The organism is Marinobacter santoriniensis NKSG1 (assembly GCF_000347775.1).
In the GTDB taxonomy this organism is placed as follows: Bacteria; Pseudomonadota; Gammaproteobacteria; order Pseudomonadales; family Oleiphilaceae; genus Marinobacter; species Marinobacter santoriniensis.
Genome location: NZ_APAT01000022.1, coordinates 73635 through 93215, shown reverse-complemented (window position 1 = coordinate 93215; position 19581 = coordinate 73635). Strand labels below are relative to the sequence as shown.

General features: G+C 57.4%; 16 protein-coding genes. 9 read left to right on the top strand and 7 right to left on the bottom strand.

From position 1 onward, the window contains the following. Positions 1-37: 37 nt before the first annotated feature. The 5 genes from gyrB to dnaA form a co-directional block, all read right to left on the bottom strand. Positions 38-2452, bottom strand: a complete 2415-nt coding sequence (gene gyrB, locus MSNKSG1_RS14605) for a DNA topoisomerase (ATP-hydrolyzing) subunit B (RefSeq protein ID WP_008940059.1) — start codon at positions 2450-2452, stop codon at positions 38-40. Between the two features lie 73 nt (positions 2453-2525). Then, positions 2526-3662 (bottom strand): DNA replication/repair protein RecF, encoded by a 1137-nt coding sequence (gene recF, locus MSNKSG1_RS14600; RefSeq protein ID WP_008940058.1) that lies wholly within the window; start codon positions 3660-3662, stop codon positions 2526-2528. Positions 3663-3778: 116 nt separating this feature from the next. After that, entirely contained in the window at positions 3779-5050 is a 1272-nt protein-coding gene (locus MSNKSG1_RS14595) for an ABC1 kinase family protein (protein ID WP_008940057.1), read from the bottom strand. A gap of 38 nt (positions 5051-5088) precedes the next feature. After that, positions 5089-6192 carry a DNA polymerase III subunit beta gene (gene dnaN / locus MSNKSG1_RS14590; protein ID WP_008940056.1) on the bottom strand — a complete coding sequence of 368 codons (1104 nt, stop codon included), beginning with the start codon at positions 6190-6192 and terminating at the stop codon, positions 5089-5091. Positions 6193-6253: 61 nt separating this feature from the next. Then, positions 6254-7708 (bottom strand): chromosomal replication initiator protein DnaA, encoded by a 1455-nt coding sequence (gene dnaA / locus MSNKSG1_RS14585; protein ID WP_008940055.1) that lies wholly within the window; start codon positions 7706-7708, stop codon positions 6254-6256. A gap of 646 nt (positions 7709-8354) precedes the next feature. On the opposite strand from dnaA, the gene rpmH reads away from it, so the two are divergent. From rpmH to MSNKSG1_RS14540, 8 genes are all read left to right on the top strand, one after another. Further along, the gene (rpmH, locus tag MSNKSG1_RS14580; RefSeq protein WP_008940054.1) at positions 8355-8489 is read left to right on the top strand and encodes a 50S ribosomal protein L34; all 135 of its coding nucleotides are present in this window, start codon (positions 8355-8357) and stop codon (positions 8487-8489) included. Positions 8490-8503: 14 nt separating this feature from the next. Continuing rightward, complete coding sequence (gene rnpA / locus MSNKSG1_RS14575) at positions 8504-8911, top strand: ribonuclease P protein component (RefSeq protein WP_008940053.1); 408 nt, start codon at positions 8504-8506, stop codon at positions 8909-8911. Further along, a complete protein-coding gene (yidD, locus tag MSNKSG1_RS14570; protein WP_008940052.1) occupies positions 8911-9159 on the top strand; it encodes a membrane protein insertion efficiency factor YidD in 249 nt (82 codons plus the stop codon). The genes rnpA and yidD overlap by 1 nt, the downstream gene beginning before the upstream one ends. A gap of 4 nt (positions 9160-9163) precedes the next feature. After that, on the top strand, positions 9164-10876 hold the full coding sequence (gene yidC, locus MSNKSG1_RS14565) for a membrane protein insertase YidC (RefSeq protein WP_008940051.1): 1713 nt from the start codon (positions 9164-9166) through the stop codon (positions 10874-10876). Between the two features lie 77 nt (positions 10877-10953). Next, the gene (mnmE, locus tag MSNKSG1_RS14560) at positions 10954-12324 is read left to right on the top strand and encodes a tRNA uridine-5-carboxymethylaminomethyl(34) synthesis GTPase MnmE (protein WP_008940050.1); all 1371 of its coding nucleotides are present in this window, start codon (positions 10954-10956) and stop codon (positions 12322-12324) included. Positions 12325-12519: 195 nt separating this feature from the next. Beyond that, the gene (locus MSNKSG1_RS14550; RefSeq protein ID WP_008940049.1) at positions 12520-13266 is read left to right on the top strand and encodes a glycosyltransferase family 2 protein; all 747 of its coding nucleotides are present in this window, start codon (positions 12520-12522) and stop codon (positions 13264-13266) included. Between the two features lies 1 nt (position 13267). Further along, the gene (locus tag MSNKSG1_RS14545) at positions 13268-13936 is read left to right on the top strand and encodes a TVP38/TMEM64 family protein (RefSeq protein WP_008940048.1); all 669 of its coding nucleotides are present in this window, start codon (positions 13268-13270) and stop codon (positions 13934-13936) included. Positions 13937-13944: 8 nt separating this feature from the next. Then, positions 13945-15717 carry an ArnT family glycosyltransferase gene (locus tag MSNKSG1_RS14540; RefSeq protein WP_008940047.1) on the top strand — a complete coding sequence of 591 codons (1773 nt, stop codon included), beginning with the start codon at positions 13945-13947 and terminating at the stop codon, positions 15715-15717. Positions 15718-15779: 62 nt separating this feature from the next. On the opposite strand, the gene thpD is transcribed toward MSNKSG1_RS14540, so the two are convergent. Further along, a complete protein-coding gene (gene thpD / locus MSNKSG1_RS14535) occupies positions 15780-16724 on the bottom strand; it encodes an ectoine hydroxylase (RefSeq protein ID WP_008940046.1) in 945 nt (314 codons plus the stop codon). A gap of 177 nt (positions 16725-16901) precedes the next feature. Continuing rightward, positions 16902-18722 carry an acyl-CoA dehydrogenase C-terminal domain-containing protein gene (locus MSNKSG1_RS14530; protein ID WP_008940045.1) on the bottom strand — a complete coding sequence of 607 codons (1821 nt, stop codon included), beginning with the start codon at positions 18720-18722 and terminating at the stop codon, positions 16902-16904. 242 nt (positions 18723-18964) lie between these two features. Here MSNKSG1_RS14530 and MSNKSG1_RS14525 point away from each other — a divergent pair, with 242 nt between their 5' ends. Further along, positions 18965-19534 carry a DUF3833 domain-containing protein gene (locus MSNKSG1_RS14525; RefSeq protein WP_008940044.1) on the top strand — a complete coding sequence of 190 codons (570 nt, stop codon included), beginning with the start codon at positions 18965-18967 and terminating at the stop codon, positions 19532-19534. Positions 19535-19581: the final 47 nt, after the last annotated feature.

Here is a 19581-nt window from a genome sequence, read left to right as displayed (position 1 = left end):
CTGGTTCCACCGCCCTTTTTTTGTGCCCCGGAAAACCTCAGACGTCGAGGTTGGTAACCTCCAGGGCATTGGTCTGGATGAACGCCCGACGGGGTTCAACGTCATCGCCCATCAGGGTAGTGAAGATCTGGTCCGCAGCAATGGCGTCCTCGATCGTGACCTTCATCATCCGCCGGGTTTCCGGATCCATGGTGGTTTCCCACAGCTGCTCCGGGTTCATCTCACCCAACCCCTTGTAGCGCTGAATGTTGAGCCCTCGCTGAGCTTCTTTCATCAGCCACTCCAGGGCGCCCTCAAACGACAGGACGGCCTGCTTGCGCTCGCCCCGCTGGATATAGGCGCCTTCCTCAATGAGACCATCGAGCGTCTCACCCATGCGGGCAATCGCCGCGTAGGACGAGGAGTCGAAGAAGTCGTGACTGAACACATGCTCGTGGGGAATACCATGCACATAGATGGTGACCTTGGGCAGAAACAGATCCCGTTCCTCATCCCGGGCAACGGAGAAGGTGTACTTGGTACCCGTCCGGGTGTCCAGATCCAGCCCTTCGCCTAGCCGGCCAACCCACCGGGCAACAGCCGCTTCGTCTTTCAGGTCGGCGGATTTCAGGGTGGTGTTCTGCAACATCTGCTCCAGAACCTTGGCGGGGTAGGCGCGAGACAGCCGGTCAATCATCGCCATAATCGCCTGGTAGTCCTTCACCATGGTCTCCAGCGCGGAATCCTTGATGGCCGGAGCCTCCGGGTTCACATACAACTGGGCGCCTTCCAGCGCACTCTGGGTGAGATAGGCTTCCTTCGCTTTCTCATCCTTGATGTATTGCTCCTGCTTGCCACGCTTGACCTTGTACAACGGCGGCATGGCAATGAACACGTGGCCCCGTTCGATGATTTCGCGCATTTGCCGGAACAGGAACGTGAGCAGCAGTGTGCGGATGTGCGAACCATCCACGTCGGCATCGGTCATGATGATGATCGAGTGATAACGCAATTTGTCGGGATTGAACTCCTCCCGACCGATACCGCAGCCCAGTGCCGTGATCAGGGTACCGACCTCGGCCGAAGACAGCATCTTGTCGAAGCGGGCTTTTTCAACGTTCAGGATCTTGCCCTTGAGCGGCAGGATGGCCTGGGTTTTCCGGTCACGACCCTGCTTGGCCGATCCACCCGCAGAATCACCCTCCACAATGAACAGTTCTGAAAGGGCCGGGTCCTTTTCCTGACAGTCGGCGAGCTTGCCGGGGAGTCCGGCAATGTCCAGGGCGCCTTTCCGACGGGTCATGTCCCGTGCCTTCCGGGCGGCTTCCCGGGCCCTGGCGGCCTCGATCATCTTGTTGACGATCAGTTTGGCTTCGTTGGGCTGCTCCTGCAGGAAGTCACTGAAGGCCTGATACAGTTCCTGCTCGACAGCGGTCTTCACCTCGGAGGAAACCAGCTTGTCCTTGGTCTGGGACGAAAATTTCGGATCCGGCACCTTGACGCTGATGATGGCGGTCAGGCCTTCCCGCGCATCATCCCCGGAGGTGGCCACTTTGGCTTTCTTACCAAGGCCTTCGTGATCGATGTAGTTGTTCAGAGAGCGGGTCAGGGCAGCGCGGAAACCCGCCAGGTGGGTACCACCATCCCGCTGGGGAATATTGTTGGTGAAGCAGTAGATGTTCTCCTGGAACGCATCGTTCCATTGCATCGCCACTTCCACGGCAATGCCGTCTTCCCGTTCCCGGGTAAAGTGGAAAACCCGATTGATCGGGGTTTTGCTGGTATTCAGATGCTCCACGAAAGCCCGAAGACCGCCTTCGTATTCGAAGACTTCTTCCTTGCCGGAGCGCTCGTCCGTAAGTCGAATACGGACACCGCTGTTCAGGAACGCCAGCTCACGCAGACGCTTGGCAAGAATGTCGTAATGGAATTTGATGTTGGAGAAGGTTTCTTCAGAGGGAATGAAGTGAACCTTGGTACCGGACGCATCAGTATCACCGACCACGGCGAGCGGTGAGTTGGGCACACCGTGGGAATAGGTTTGCTCCCAGACCTTGCCATCGCGACGGATGGTCAGTGTCAAGACAGAGGAGAGGGCGTTGACCACGGACACACCCACACCGTGCAGACCACCGGACACCTTATAGGTGTTGTCGTCGAATTTGCCGCCGGCATGCAGGACAGTCATGATGACCTCTGCCGCTGAGACACCTTCTTCTTCGTGGAGGTCTGTGGGGATTCCTCGACCATTATCCCTGACGGAAACCGACTCATCCGGATGAATGACCACTCCGATTTCGGAACAATAGCCTGCGAGGGCTTCGTCGATAGAGTTATCTACCAGCTCGAAAACCATGTGATGAAGGCCGGTGCCATCATCGGTATCACCGATGTACATGCCGGGCCGCTTACGCACCGCATCCAGGCCCTTGAGAACCTTGATACTGGAGGAGTTGTAGTTCTGTTCACTCATTCGGTGACTCCTGAAGGGTAGTGACCGGTAGGCGCCCTGGATCCTGACATTGTCAGGCCTGGCCGTAGCCGGTTTATTCTTCCGTCAATTTGCCATGTTCCACGTGGAACATTCTGTGTTCCGGTACGTCGCTCGTTCCCCAGAGGGACTCGGGCGCCGGGTGCTCAATCGAGGTAATGAAAACCTGACTGCCGAGCGACCGAAGTTTTTGCGCCAACATGGCCCGATGGCCCATGTCCAGTTCGGCGTTGATATCATCCAGCAAAAACGTCACCTGCCGACCCAATCGACTCAGAACCATGCCCTGGGCGATTTTCATCAGGATCACCAGCGTTTTCTGCTGGCCTCGGGAAAACGTTTCGGCGACGGGACGTCCCTGAAACTTCAGGCGAATATCCGCTCTGTTGGGACCATACAACGTATGCCCCATTTTCATTTCCTGTTCGCGATGGTTCCTCAGAATCTCAGACAGCGACTGTGATCGATCCCAGCCCGGAAAAAATTCCAGCTTCAGACCCCGGGTCCACGGAACGTCGACTTCCTCTACCAGGCGCTCAAACGCTTCAGAGAACTGGTCAAAGGTAGCTTGCCGATGCTCACTCAACTGCTCACTGAGCAGCGCGTATTGGCTGTCCCAAACGCGTAACAGGGATTCGTCCAGTCTACCATTTCTCAGCGTTTGATTCCGCTGTGACGTTACTCTCTGGCACTGTTGCCAGATCGAGGCAAAAGAAGGTTCCACGTGGAACACTGCCCAATCGAGAAATTGTCGCCGCTTCCCGGGACCACCTGCCACAATATCGAAAACGCCAGGATCGATCACGGACACCGGCAGATGTTTCGCCAGCCGGGAAAGGCTCCGTACGTTTTCGCCGTCGACCCTCAGGATCGTCTCTTTCAACGTAACATCGCGGGCAATCCCCAATCGGTGGCTCAGCCCCCCGCTGTTTCCTGGACGGTAGTCTCCCCCGTCATCAGTGCCACGATCCAATCCGCCGAATACGGTAAACCGCGTCTGCCCGTGCCGAACGACGGCCTTGTGCCGACTTACCCGAAAGGAGCGACCGAGACCGAGATAACCGATTGCCTCCAGAATACTGGTTTTGCCACTTCCGTTGGCACCGTACAGCAGATTAAACGACGACGAGAATGACACCGGCTCCGGCGACAAATTTCGGAAATCTTCAGTCTGGAGTCTTACAAGAGCCATACAGAAATTGGCATTCCAGGGGGAGGGGCAACGGACAGAACCAAAAACAGCGCCGGGGTCACTTCCCCGGCGCTGTCTTAGTGTACAAAACCTGTGCGTCTAAGGCGACCGAATCCTCAGTGCAACATGTTCAGCCGCTCGTCCATGAACACATCCATTTCCGGCGCCAGAATGTGGACGTAGCGGTCAAAATACAGGAATTGTTTCAGTAAGAGCGCAAACTCTCTTGGAAAGTGCAGGCCGTGGCTTTCGCCGACTTTTACCATGTCCATCAGGATATTGTTTACATCATCCTCGGCCTGTTCCGCCTCGTAGGGCACCTGGTCGGGAACCATTTTATCCATCTGCTGGTAGAGCCGCCGCAAATCACCGGCAAGGTCGCCAATCCTCACTGTCTGCCGCGTCACTCCAATCCGGATCATGGCATCGGCCATTCCTTCGAAGTTTCCAACCATGATGGCAGAAATGAAATCGCTGACCGCCTGCCAGGTATCCGGTTTGATTCTGCCCACAATGCCGAAGTCGATAAAACCGACCCGGCCGTCCTTGAGCACCATCAGGTTTCCTGCGTGTACGTCCGCGTGGAAAAATTCACACTGCGTCAGGCTGGCGAACCAGGTATTCATTGCGGTGATCAGAGTATGTTCCGGATCGCGTGCATAGCCCCGGATACTTTCCAGGTCCGTCAACGGAACCCCGTGAAAGCGTTCCATGGTCAGAATCCGTCGCGTACTGCAGTGTTCGTAGACCCGGGGGCAGGTCGCCTCTTCATTATGGGTGTTGTGGAGAAACGCCCGGAAAACCTTGAGGTTGTTCGCTTCCTTGATGAAATCACACTCTTCCATCATGGTTCGCTGAATTTCCTCAACAATGCCGGACAACGAAGTCCAGGACAGTTTCGGAGCCAGCGTTTCCAGAATTCGGGAGGACAGGTACAGGAAGTTCAGGTCGGTCAGCAGAATGTTTTCCACACCCGGTTTCTGAACCTTGATCACCACTTCTTCTCCGGTGACCAGCCGGGCCGCGTGCACCTGAGCAATCGAGGCGGATGCCAACGCGACCGGGTCAATCTCGGAGAACACCGACTCGATCGGTCGACCGAGTTCGTCCCGGATGATTTTCTTGATCACGCCGTATGGCAGGCTAGGGGTTCTGTCCAGACAATACTGGAATTCTTCCACGTATTCCTTGGGGAAAAAGGTGGGAGAACTGGCAATGAACTGACCCAACTTGATGTAGGTGGCGCCGAGCGATTCAAACGTCTGCCGCAGCAAACGCGGGGCAGGGGGACGATCACCCCGAACCCAGTTCAGCCCTGTGCGCCCGAGGACCGACAACGTCTGGCCGATCCGGAACGCCCCTTTGATTCCATTCGTCACAGTACCCATGGTGTTCTCTCTCCCGTATCCGGTCCCTGACAGATCGGCTACAGCCGCATCGGCATGACCACGTACAGACACCGGTTATCGTTTTCCGACTCGATCAACGCGCTGCTGTTCGGGTTGGACAGCGTCAGTTTCACCTGGTCATCATCCAGCGCGTTCATCACATCCACCAGGTAGCCTACATTAAACCCGATCTGCAGTGATTCGCCCTGATACTCCACCGGGAGCGCGTCTTCGGCCTGTTCCTGGTCCGGGTTGTTGGCGAACACTTCCAGCTGGTTAGGCGACAGGTTCAGCCGTACACCCCGGATATTTTCGTGCGACAGAATGCCCGCACGCTGCAGGGTATTCTTCAGCGTTGCCCGGTCTGCCAGGACGATTTTGTCGCCACCGCGCGGGATGACCCGGTTGTAGTCCGGGAATTTGCCTTCGATCAGCTTCGACGTGAAGGTGTAGGCGCCAACCGTCGCGCGGAGATGGTTGTCTCCGATCACCAGCGTCACCGGCGTTTCGACATCATCCAGCAAACGGGCAAGCTCCAGGACACCTTTCCGGGGCACAATTACCTGCCGAAGCTCGGGACAATTGGTTGCCAGTTCCAGGTGCGCCATCGCCAGACGGTGACCGTCTGTAGCCACGGTGCGAACATGATCGGAAGACACTTCCAGAAGCAGACCGTTCAGATAATAACGGACATCCTGCTGGGCCATCGCAAAGGCCGTGGCATCGAGCATCCGGCCCAATTCCTTTTGTGGCAACTCAAGACGGAAACTCTCGTCCTCGTCTTCCACATTGGGAAAATGTTCGGCGGGCAGCGTGGACAGGGTGAAATGACTGTTCCCGGACCGAAGATGCATCCGGTCGCCCTCCACGGAGAGTTCAATCGGCGCCTCGTCACCCAGGGCCCGACAGATATCCGAAAGCTTTCTGGCGGGAACGGTAATGCGCCCCGGTTGATCCACATGGACCGGGGTGACCCGACCAACCAGTTCAACCTCCATGTTGGTTCCGGTCATGGTCAGCGTATTGTCTTCGGCCACCAACAGTACGTTGGACAGCACGGGCATTGTCTGTTTCTTCTCAACCACCCCGGCAATACTTTGCAGAGGCGTGAGCAGGGATTCACGGCTGATCGTCAGTTTCATGGCACTCAGCTTTCTTCTATCTGTGGATTGGAAGGATGAATGTAGCAGCCAACGCCCCGCATCAGGTGGTCAGCAGTCTCATAAAATTCTGATAATCCTCTCGGATACCCGGATCCGTCTCCTGCAGCTCCAGTATCTTCTTGCACGCATGCAGGACCGTCGTATGATCCCGGCCGCCAAAGGCGTCGCCGATTTCCGGCAGGCTGTGATTGGTCAATTCCTTGGACAACGACATGGCAACCTGTCTCGGTCGGGTAACGGTGCGTGTCCGGCGTTTGGACAGCAGATCGGCAACCTTGATCTTGTAATACTCCGCCACGGTTCTCTGAATGTTGTCGATGCTCACCTGCTTTTCGTGAAGGGCCAGGAGATCCTTGAGGCTTTCCCGAATAAAAGAAGGCGTAATTTCGGAACCGGTGAAGTGAGCATTCGCTATCACCAGACGAAGCGCCCCTTCAAGCTCACGGACATTGGACCGGATTTTCTGGGCAATAAAGAACGCCGCTTCACTGCTGAGCTTCACATTCGCCTGTTCGGCCTTTTTCATGAGGATGGCAACCCGGGTTTCCAGCTCCGGCGGTTCAACCATCACCGTCAGTCCCCAACCAAAACGGGACTTGAGCCGTTCCTCCATGTCCGAAATCTCTTTCGGGAACCGGTCGCAGGTTACGATGACCTGTTGACCACCCTCCAGCAGAGCGTTGAAGGTGTGGAAAAATTCTTCCTGGGACCGTTCCTTCCGGGCAAAGAACTGGATGTCATCGATCAACAACGCATCCACCGACCGGTAGTACCGCTTGAACTCATTGATCGCGTTCAGTTGCAGCGCCTTGACCATATCCGCCACGAACCGCTCGGATCGCAGGTACGCCACCTTGGCCCGGGGATTGCGCCGGACGATTTCATTGCCGATTGCATGCATGAGGTGTGTCTTACCCAGACCAACACCACCATAGAGAAACAGAGGGTTGTAGGCCCCACCGGGATTTTCCGCCACCTGCATGGACGCTGCCCGCGCCAGCTGGTTCGATTTACCCTCGACGAACGTCTCAAAGGTGAAGCCTTCGTTCAGGAAGCTCTGATGCTTGATATCCCCCTCAACCTGAACTTCCCGACGATCGCCTCCGTTTTTGGGACGAACCGTTGAGTTGCCCGCCACCGTTGCGGCAACGCCTTTTTCCTCTTCCGTGACCTGGCCACCGGTCTCGTCCCGAAGGTTTCCGGCCGATGGCCGGGGATCCCGCGAACGACTCACCGGTGCTTCTTCCCGGGGTGCGGACCCAACCTTCATATTGACCCGCGGGGCCTGCCCCCCGTTCAGATCTTTCAGTACTTCCTCGATCCGTCTCAGGTATTTCTCGTTGACCCAATCCATGACAAACCGGTTTGGGGCAAACAATACCAGCTGGCCGTCCCGGTGATCCGACTGCAAGGGACGCAACCAGGTATTGAACTGCTGTGCGGGAAACTCGTCCCGGAGTACGTCAAGACATTGATGCCACACGCTGTTCGGCACGACCGCCCACTCCCGAATTCACTGAAAAGTCTTAGTACCGGACAACGAGCCTCCGGCAGCAAGAGAAGACCTCGAATTCTACCCCGAGCTGGCCCGGCAGTGAAAGCCCAAATCCGGAGTCATGAACAGCCTGTGGAAATTTATTTATTTTAAAACCAATCTGTTACAGACTTACTGACAGCCTTGTGTACAGCAAATTCTTTCCCGTTGAGTTACACACAGCCCTGTGTGTATAGCCTGCCCTCAAGCCTGTGTGAAACCCCGGGACGGATCCGTGGACAACTCCGGTTTCAAAACCCTTCGCCACTTTCCCACATTTCATAAGGCGTTCGTCCACAGACCTCAGACCGTCTTGTCACAACCCTTGTCAACGGACCAATCTTTTGATTATTCAGACTAAAAACCGGTTATCCACAGAAAACGTCGAGCCTAATAACAGTAATAATAAATCCTTAAAGAATTCATAAAAGACTTACTGAATTTGTTAGTGTCGAACGATTCGCCCCACCCGCCACAAAATCCGTTGCGTCACTGGCAATAACCATTGAATTTTCCCCGCCAGTTGCATAGAATGCCGCTCCTGTTTTGGCTGTACATTTTCCAGCCAGTTACTGAATTCCAAACTTTGAATTGTGAGATCGTCACCATGAAAAGAACGTTTCAACCGAGCGTCCTGAAGCGTAAGCGCGTACACGGTTTCCGTGCCCGTATGGCCACTGCCAACGGTCGCAAGGTGCTGTCCCGTCGCCGTGCCAAGGGTCGCGCACGTCTGTCCGCGTAAGCCCTGATCGCCTGATGAAGGCTTTGGGTTTTCCGAAATCACACCGTCTGTTACGGCCTGCGGATTACAGCAAAGTCTTCGACGACGTTAAGCTGAAGGTTCCGCACCGGAACTTTCTGATCCTGGCTACACCGAATGATCTCGGTCATGCCAGGGTCGGTTTGGTGTTTTCCAAACGGAACCTCAAGCTCGCGGTCCAGAGAAACCGGGTCAAACGCCAGGTCAGGGAAACGTTCAGACACCAGAACGACCTGCCCGGCGTGGATATCGTGCTCCTTGGCAGGCAGGGACTGGCCTCTCTCGATAATCCGACCCTTCAGAGCATCCTGAACGATCTCTGGCGCCGCCTGAAAAAGAAATACCACCAGTCATCGCCATCCCGTGCAGCTGAGTCACAGCCTGCCGGTAGAGGAACAGGGTAATGCGCAAACTATTGCTTCTGCCCATTCGCTTCTATCAGTACGCAATCAGTCCCATGATGGCGAGTCACTGCCGCCATTATCCCACCTGCTCGCAATACGCCGTTGAGGCCATCAGTCATCATGGAGCGCTGAAAGGCTCCTATCTGACCATGAAACGTCTGGGCAGGTGTCATCCCTGGAGTGAAGGCGGCTACGATCCGGTTCCAGGCACTGAGCGTTTCACTCAAACCCCCCAGACCAGACAGTAATCCTATGGATATTAAACGCATTGTATTGTTTGCCGGCCTGGCGATTGTCAGTTATCTGATGGTGCTGGCCTGGAACGAGGATTATCACCAGGCACCCAAACCGACCGAAACGGCACAGGTGTCCCAGGCGGAAGGGTCTTCTTCCCACAGTGGTACTGACGGCATGCAGCTCCCCGGAGAGAACCCGGGCACAGCCACCGGCGAAGAGCTGACCACCCCGGAAACCCATCAATCCAATGCGCCGGTCGCGACTGATGGCAACCAGGTTGAAAATCGCTACATCACGGTCCGCACTGACGTCTATAATCTGAAAATCGATCGTGTCAGTGGCAACCTGGTTCAGGCCTCCCTGCTTAATTACTCCAAGTCCCTGAACAGCAAGGAATCCCTGAACCTGCTGAACAATACCCGGGACCGTACCTACGTTCTGGAAAGTGGACTCATTGGCAAGGACGGACCGGACAGCCAGCGTAATGGCGATGCACCGGTCTACCAGAGTCGGGCCACCAGCTACCAGCTGGAGGACGGTGCCGATCAACTGACCGTCGACCTGACGTTCGTTGCCGACAATGGCGTCAAAATCACCAAGCGCTATCAGTTCCAGCGGGACAGCTATGAGATCGGTGTTCGTTACCTGATCGACAACACCTCGAACCAACCCTGGAAAGCGAACTTCACCGGCAAGATTGTTCGCGATCAGTCTCCGGATCCCACTGCGCAGACCAGCATGGGCATTCGCTCGTTTTTGGGACTGGTGCTCAGTTCACCGGAAGATCCCTATGAGAAGCACAGCCTGGATGACCTCAAGGACACCAAGATCAACCGCACGGTCAATGGTGGCTGGATGGCGTTTCTCCAGCATTACTTCCTGAGTGCCTGGATTCCCACGAAAGACGTTCCGGCCCAGTTCCAGAGTACCCATCGCGGCAATCTCAATGTCATGGGATTCGTCTATCCGGCAACTGAAGTTGCGCCCGGAGAAACCGCCGAGGTCGGCGGCAATATCTATGTCGGCCCCAAGATCATTGACCGTCTTGAAACCGTTGCGCCGAATCTCGACCGCACCGTCGATTTCGGCTGGCTGTTCTTTATCTCCCTGCCGCTGTTCTACGTGCTCCAGTGGTTCCACGGACTGCTTGGCAACTGGGGTGTATCGATCATTCTGTTGACGGTCTGTGTCAAGGCGCTGTTTTTCCATCTGTCCGCCACCAGCTACCGGTCAATGGCGAAGATGCGGGCGGTGGCACCTCAGCTTACTCGCCTGAAGGAGCTCTACGGGGACGACCGTCAACGAATGTCGCAGGAGATGATGGGGCTATACAAGCGGGAGAAAATCAATCCGCTGGGCGGCTGTCTGCCAATCCTGGTTCAGATGCCGGTCTTCATCTCGCTGTACTGGGTTCTGTTTGAGAGTGTGCAGTTGCGGCATGCACCGTTCATCCTGTGGATCCACGATCTGTCACAGATGGACCCGTATTTCATACTGCCGATTCTGATGGGCGCCAGCATGTTCCTGCAGACCCATCTGAACCCGACACCACCGGATCCGATGCAGGCCAAGATCATGAAGCTGATGCCTCTGGTCTTCACCGTCTTCTTCCTGTGGTTCCCGGCGGGTCTGGTTCTGTACTGGCTGACCAACAACATCCTGTCGATCACCCAGCAGTACTACATTACCCGCAAGATCGAGGCGGAAACGGCAGCCAAGAAGAGCTGACCCGGCTAATGTCTTGATGCTGATCCGACAGAGGCTCCTTCCGGGAGCCTCTGTTATTTCGAAGGAAAGCCACTGCCATGCAGCACACCACCGATACCATTGCCGCAATTGCCACCGCCCCCGGCCAGGCCGGCGTCGGTATCGTTCGTGTTTCCGGTCCGAAAGCCCGGGCAATTGCTGAAACCATGCTTGGCTTCCGGCCCCGTCCCCGCTACGCTCACTACGGTCCCTTCCAGGATTCCCGGGGCGCACTGATTGACGAGGGCATCGGACTGTTTTTCCCGAACCCGCACTCCTTTACCGGCGAGGACGTGTTCGAGTTACAGGGCCATGGTGGCACCGTCATTCTTGACCTCCTGCTTCGGGAGGTATGCAGCCTGGGTGCCCGACTTGCCCGGCCCGGGGAGTTTTCCGAGCGGGCGTTCCTGAACGACAAACTGGACCTGGCGCAAGCCGAGGCCATTGCCGATCTGATCGAGAGCAGTTCCGAGCAGGCAGCCCGGTGTGCGGTACGATCGATGCAGGGTGTGTTTTCCCGGCGCATTGATGCGTTGGTGGAGGCCGTTACGCATCTTCGAATCTACGTCGAAGCGGCTATCGATTTTCCCGAGGAAGAAATCGATTTTCTCGCCGATGGCAAAGTGGCGGCGGACCTGAACGATCTCATCGAACAGGTTGGTGCGATCCTGCAGGAAGCCCAGCAGGGAACCATTCTTCGGGACGGTATGAAAGTGGTGATCGCGGGCCGGCCCAATGCCGGAAAATCCAGTCTTCTCAATGCTCTGGCAGGTCGGGAGGCCGCCATTGTCACTGCCATCGAGGGCACCACCCGTGACGTCCTCAGGGAACATATCCACATTGATGGCATGCCGCTGCACATCATCGACACCGCGGGTCTGCGGGACAGTCCCGATGAGGTGGAGCAGATCGGTATTGCCCGGGCCTGGGAAGAAATCCGCGGTGCCGACCGTATTCTCCTGATGGTGGATGCGACCACGACGGACAAGACGGAACCCCGCGATATCTGGCCGGATTTCATCGACCGTCTGCCAGCGGGCGCGCCCATTACCGTTATTCGAAACAAGGTCGATCTGTCCGGTGAACCGGTGGGCATTGCTTCCGAGCCCCATCAGGCTGCGCCCGTGATTCGCCTGGCGGCTAAATCGGCCGAGGGTCTGGAGGTTCTCCGGGATCACCTGAAACAGTGCATGGGATTTGTCACCACTACCGAAGGCGGCTTCCTGGCCCGGCGGCGTCACCTGGATGCGCTGGAACGGGCGCAGGATTCACTGCGTCAGGGACAATCGCAACTGGAGGGATTCGGAGCCGGGGAATTACTGGCAGAGGACCTCCGCAGTGCCCAGGACGCAATGGGTGAAATCACCGGTCACCTGACACCGGATGAACTGCTTGGTAAAATTTTCTCCAGTTTCTGTATCGGTAAATAATATGACCGGTCCCTCGGATGCCCGGTTCTGTCTCGTCGTATTGCTGTCGCTGATGATGGCCCTCGTGACCGCTTTGGAAGCGGAACGGGGGATTATGAGCTACCTTAAGTCTCTCTTAAGTTTTCCGGGCGATACTTTTTCAACCTGGCCGGCCTCTGCGCCGGCCAAGAATCTTCAAGGCTAGGTCACATCACAATGGGCTCAGGTAAATCCTTTTCCGTCGTCATCCCCGTCATGAACGAATCGGACAGCATTGGCAAGCTGATCACCGAAATTCATGCGGCACTGAAGGACTATCCCGGATTCGAGATTGTGGTCGTGGACGATGGCAGCAGCGATCAGACCCTGGACGTGGCCATGTCGACCGCCCGGTCGCTGGAGTGCCCGCTGCAAGCGGTCCGGCACGCCCAGAACCGGGGACAGAGCGCGGCGGTTAAAACCGGTGTCCAATATGCCCGTGGCGAACTCATTGTGACCATCGATGGCGATGGCCAGAACGACCCGGCCGACATTCCCGCCATGCTGGCCAGGGCGGAAACCATTGAAGCCCGTGACTACGTGGTCGCGGGCTATCGGAAAAACCGCAAGGACACGCCCTGGAAGCGGTTCCAGTCACGGGTCGCCAACAGGGTACGGGATGCCCTGCTCCACGACGGCGTCCCGGATACCGGTTGCGGACTGAAACTCCTGCCGCGGGAGACCTTCCTGACGTTTCCCTGGTTCAACCATGGCCATCGGTTCATTCCTGCGCTGGTTCGGGCACTGGGTGGCACGGTGGAGGTTGTGGAAGTCAATCACCGGCCCCGGGAACAGGGTGTCTCCAAATACAACGCCTGGAACCGCGCATGGGTCGGCCTTGTGGATCTGCTGGGTGTGATGTGGCTGGTTCGCCGGACGCCGGTCATCCGCATCAGCGAACATCAGGAAACCGGGCTCTCGTGATATGAAACGTTGGGTGAAGCCCGTTCTCTTTCTCCTGGTGGCGGGCGTGGGAGCGTTTGCCATCAGTCAGGGCTGGCTGGATGTTCTGGCAGACCAGCAGCAGCTTTCCCGGTACCTCAATGAACACGGGGTAACCGGATATCTGTTGATTGCCCTGGCCGGGGGCGTTTACACCGCCCTGGGCGCCCCCCGCCAGTTGCTGGCCTTTGTCTGTGGGTTTGCGATGGGGGTTTCCCTGGGAACCGTGTTTTCCACCCTGGCGACCACGTTGGGCGCCGCTGTGTGTTTCTATACCGCTCGCCTTCTGCTGCGGCCGACCCTTACTCGCCGTTTTGGCCGCCGAATGGCTGCCTTTGATCGGGCGGTCATTGAAGATCCCCTGTTGAAGATCATGCTCATCCGCCTCTTACCGGTGGGCAGTAACCTGCTGACCAATCTGGTGGGCGGAGCCTCCGGCATCCGTGCCTTCCCGTTTCTGGCCGGCAGTGCGCTGGGGTATATTCCCCAGATGCTGGTGTTTGCCCTGGCCGGGGCTGGCTTCGGAAATGCCAATCATTACCCGGTGTTGCTGGGGGCGGCCGGTTTTGTGGTTGCCTCCGCCATCGGAGCCATGCTGTACCGGAATCGCCGTATCCGTAATCTATCCGCCACCGTGTCTGACGAGTTCTAACGAGTCCTATGCCCGTTTCCAGATTGCTTGACGATGTCGTAACCCGAATCGGCCGGTTGTCCGAACGGCAGCTGTTTGTGCTGTTGATGGTCTTTTCCGCCGTAATCATTTTCACCGGTGTCGGGCTTCGTTCGCCCTGGCCGCCCGATGGTCCGCGCTTTGTGGAAGTGGCCCGTGAAATGGTGGATTCCGGCCAGTGGCTGATTCCCATGCGTGGCAGCGAGTATTATCCCGACAAGCCGCCGGTGTTCATGTGGTCCATCGCGTTTTTCTACTGGCTGACGGGTAACCTGAAGTTTGCGTTTCTCCTGCCCAATGCGTTGTGTGGGCTGCTGACAACAGGCCTGGTCTACGATCTGGGCCGGCGCCTCTGGAATCCCCGTACCGGTGCCATTGCGGCCGGTCTGCTGCTGGTCACGGTGCAGTTTGTCACCCAGGCCAAGAATGCCCAGATCGATGGCATGGTTGCCGCCTGGATCACCGTCGCCTGCTACGGCCTGATGCGGCATTTTTTCGATCGGCCGTCCTGGGGCTGGTTCTTTGCCGCCTGGGCGTTCATGGGCCTGGGGATCATCACCAAGGGCGTGGGCTTTTTGCCCATCTTCCTGTTTGTTCCGATCCTGATCCTGAAATTCCGTGACCGCAGTCGCTTTGCCGGTTCCCTGACCTGGCTCTGCGCCGCCGGACCCCTGCTGATGCTCCTGGTGGCGGCGCTCTGGCTGGTGCCCATGATTCTTTATGTCGATCATGTAGGCACCGAGGCCGCCTTTGCCTACCGTGACAATATTCTGCTCAAGCAGACCGCCGAGCGTTATGCGCATTCCTGGGGCCATATCCAGCCCTGGTGGTACTTTGTCGGAAACGTGATCCCGTCCCTCTGGTTCCCGCTGCCCTTCCTGCTGATTGCCGCCTGGCGACCGGTTTACCAGCGTCTGCGGGAGGATCCGAAACTGATCGTGCTGTTTTCCTGGGTGGCCCTGGTGGTCCTGTTCTTCAGTATCAGTCCGGGCAAGCGCGGCGTCTATGTCCTGCCGGCACTGCCCATGTTCGCGCTCGGTCTGGCCTCGGTGCTGGGCCAGTTGCGCAGCCTTCGGGATGGGGTGGCACGCTGGTTCCCGATTCTGGTGACGGGGCTGCATCTGCTTCTGACCGTTGCGCTGATCACCATTGGGATTCTGGCGCTGAACGATTTTCCGCGCCTGGTGGAGAAAGCGAGCGCTTACACCAATGATCCTGGACGCCTGCACATGGCCGGTGGTTTCTTCCTGTCGGTGGGCGTGATCTGGCTCGCTGCATTGCTGGTGTTCTGGCGCAGTCACGCCCTTTATCGTTGGTTCGTATCGCTGATGGTGACCTGGTTGCTGTTCTGCACCGTGGCCTTCCAGATCATGGAGCCGTTGCGCACACCCAGGAACGTGCTTGCCCACGCCGAGCAGTTATTGCCGGACGACGCCCAGCTGGGGCTGTTGAATTTCAGTGAACAACTGATTCTGTTCTCCAATCTGGATATGACCCAGTTCAGCTATTACAACAGCCAGCGGGAGCAGGAACGAAACGCCTGGATCTGGATGAACGAACGGAAAGACCGCTACATGTTGGTTGAGTCCGACCTCAAACTGGAATGTTTCACCTACGAAGGTGCACAATTCCTCGGTACGGCGCATCGCGAAGACTATGTCCTGCTCGGGCCGGAGCAGCAAACCGCCGACTGTGCACCGCCGGAGAAGCAGATACGGTTCGTGACGCCCACTCCCTGTAAGGGAACCGGCTTTTGCCAATAATGGCCTCCGGGAAAAATAAAAAGGGGACGCCTGACACGGCGTCCCCTTTTTGCATGTGCATCCTACCCCGTTGACCCGGTCCGCTGGAATTCATCCCTCTCGATGGGGGTGAGTGCCTCGGTATTGGTCCGGTTGCCCAGGAATTCCGGCCGTGGCTTGTTGCCACAGAACGGCGACTCCAGCTGGTTTTCCACACTGTTGTAAACAAAGAACAGATTGCTTCGGGGCCAGGGCGACATGTTGGCGTTGGACGCGTGCAGGGTGTTGCATTCAAAAATGATCAGGGAACCGGCTGGCCCGGTGGGAGCCTTGATACCGTGATCGTCCGCCAGGTAGGCCAGATCCTGGTCATTCGGTACACCCAGTTCCTGTTTTTTCAGGGACGACTGGTAGTTGTCCTCCGGCGTACGGCCGACACAGGGCACAAAACGCTTGTGGGAGCCAGGGATCAGCATCAGCGGGCCATTGAACGGCGTATTGTCGGTCAGTGCGATGGAGAAGCTCACCGCGCGCATCCTGGGCATGCCGTCTTCTGCGTGCCAGGTTTCGAAATCGGAGTGCCAGTCAAAGCCCTTGCCGTGAAACCCGGGTTTGAAATTGATCCGCGACTGGTGGATGTAGGCATCGCTGCCGAGCAGCTGGCGTACCATGGCGAGGATCTTCGGATCGCGGGTGAGCCGGTCGAACCGGTCCGAGAGTTCATGAATCCCGAAAATCGAGCGGATTTCCTGTTTGCCCGGTTCCGTGATGGTGCCTTCTGAGCGGAGGATGCTGTCGTCTTCTTCGTAGGCACTCAGGTCGTTTCTGAATTTCCGGACGGTGGCCGGATCCAGGAAATTGTTGAATACCAGAAAACCGTCGCGTTCGTATTGTTCCAGTTCGGGTTCGCTGAGCGGTCCTTCCCGGCGATCCTCGCCAGTACTGTGAACCACCGGGTCCTTGCGTTCGAAGCTCGGCGTCGGGCGTTCCAGGCGGGTCGGATAAAAGTCGTCAGTACGAGTTTCCATATTCGGACCTCCTTCTTTTATGTTCCGTATCGTGGTTTCTTATCTCTGTATTTTCCTTTCACCTCAGTGGGTTAATGATTTCAGACTGGAAAGGCACTGTGACTATGGGGTTGCCCGGGGTAATTTCAAGGAAAGATCCCCGGAGGAGAATCCTCCGGGGCAAAACTCACCGTCGGGTCAGTCGGTGAAGGCCATCTGGTCCGGCTCGATCTGCATCAGGTTTTTCGCCGGGCTGAGCATGCTGGTGGCGTGGGTCTGGGCCCTGGGCAACAGGCGTTCGAAGTAGAACTCCGCGGTGGCCAGCTTGGCCCGGTAGAAGGCTTCGGATTGTTCGCCGCCATTGTCCAGTTTATCCACAGCCACGGCGGACTGGCGCAACCACATGAAGGCCATGGTGACGTAGCCGCTGTACATCAGGAAGTCGTTGGCCGCAGCACTGACCAGGTCCCGGTCCTTGCGGGCGGCCAGCATCAGGCGCATGGTCAGAACGTTCCATTGCGCCGTGAGCTTGAGCAGTTCCACCGAGTACGAGCGCAAACGCTTGTCCGCGACGTGCTTACGGGCGAAATTGGCAATCTTCAGGGTAAAGTCACGCACCGCGCCACCCTGGGTCATCAGCAATACTTTCCGGCCCAGAAGGTCCAGCGCCTGGATACCGGTGGTGCCCTCATAGAGGGTGGCGATGCGGGTATCCCGGACAATCTGTTCCATACCGTGTTCGCGGATATAACCGTGGCCGCCGAACACCTGCATGCCCAGATTCGTGCACTCGTAGCCGAGCTCCGTCAGGAAGCCCTTGAGAATAGGCGTCAGGAAACCGAGTTTGTCATCGTATTTCTCGACCTTTTTCTCGTCACCCTGGGTGTGTCCTTCAACCATGTGGTCGGCCAGCCGGGCGGCGTAATACAGCATGGCGCGGCCACCTTCGGCGACGGCCTTCTGGGTCAGCAGCATCCGGCGGACATCGGCGTGGTGGAGGATGGAATCGGCCACCTGATCGGGATCTTTCTTGCCTGACAGCGCCCTCATGGAGCGCCGTTCACGGGCATAGTCCAGGGCCCATTGATAGGACAGTTCCGCCGGACCAACACCCTGGATCGCGGTGCCGATCCGGGCGGTGTTCATGAAGGTGAACATGCACTCCAGCCCCTGGTTTTCCGGGCCGATCAGGAAGCCTTTGGCATCGTCAAAGTTCATCACGCAGGTGGCTGAGGCCTTGATGCCCATCTTTTTCTCGAGGCTGCCACAGGTCACGCCATTGCGCTCACCGACACCGCCCTCTTCGTTGGGCAGGAATTTGGGCACGATAAACAGGCTGATACCCCGGGTCCCCTTGGGGGCATCCGGAAGCCGGGCCAGCACGATGTGGACAATGTTCTCGGTGAGGTCATGCTCACCGGAGGAGATGAAAATCTTGGTGCCGGTGACCCGGTAGCTGCCATCGGCCTGGGGTTCCGCCTTCGTTTTCACCTGGCCCAGGTCGGTGCCGCACTGAGGTTCTGTGAGGCACATGGTGCCGCCCCACCGGCCTTCGGTCAGAGGGACCAGATAGGTCTGTTTCTGGTCTTCACTGCCGTGGAGGTAAATCGTGTTCATCGCCCCCAGGGACAGGCCCGGATACATGGAGAACGGCCAGTTGGCGGTGCCCATCATCTCCTGCTTGAACAGGCCCATGGACGCCGGCAGGCCCTGGCCACCGTATTCTTCCGGGGCCGACAGACCCTGCCAGCCACCCATCATGTACTGGTTGTAGGCGTCCTTGTATCCGGCCGGGGTGGTGACTTCGCCGTTCTCGAGTTTGCAGCCTTCCTCGTCGCCGGACTGGTACAGCGGGCTGAGCACTTCTTCGCAGAACCGGCCGCACTCGGAGAGGATGGCATCGACAATGTCCGGCGTGGCATTCGCGCCGCTCTCCATGGCCGCGTAATGTCCCGGGTAATCGAACACTTCATTGAGCAGAAATTTCATGTCGCGCAGCGGCGCCTTGTAAACCGGCATAACGAATCCTCGGTAACTGTTATCTGAGATGAATTCCGGGGGAGGTGGTCCTCCAATGCTTTTTGTTTTACGCCAATCCCCACGGCCTGCCATTGACGAAAAGCACCGGTCGGCCTGTCATCAAAGACAATTGGCCCAAATGACGGCGAGCGATACCGATGACCGGACGGTCCTGATCGAAGCGTCAGAGCCCAGCGTATGTTCTGGCAAGCCTGTTCCGACCAATACGACAATCCGGGAGTATGAAAGTGAGACAAACGCCTGCCGTTCGAACATGGAAAACCGATCTGAAGACGCCGTTGTGGCTCTGTTTTGCTGTGGTGTTGCTCAGTGGATGTGCGTCCCCGTCCCTGGACGATTATCAGGGGCGTACGCCGACGCTGGTGCCCCAGCAGTTCTTCCAGGGCAGCCTGTCTGCCCGCGGTGTGGTGAAAAATTTCTCGGGGGAAGTCATCCGGACGTTTGACGCCGACATTGAGGCGTCCTGGGACGATGACGGAGTGGGTACCCTGAACGAGGTGTTCCGGTTCAATGATGGTGAGGTCCAGAAGCGGGTCTGGACCCTGACGCCTACCGACGACGGATATTATGCCAACGCCGGAGATGTGGTGGAACCGGGAACCATGCGCTGGCAGGGCAATGCCATCAATATGAATTATGTCCTCAGGGTGGCCTACGGCGATGGCACCATCGATCTGCGCATGGACGACTGGATGTATCTGGTGGCCCCGGGAACGGTCATCAACCAGACAACCATGAGCAAATGGGGCGTCGACGTGGGAGAACTGGTGCTGGTGATCCAGAAGCAGTAACGGTCCGGCAGGGAACGCTGGCAGCGGGGAGTGTGAGATCAGCGGCA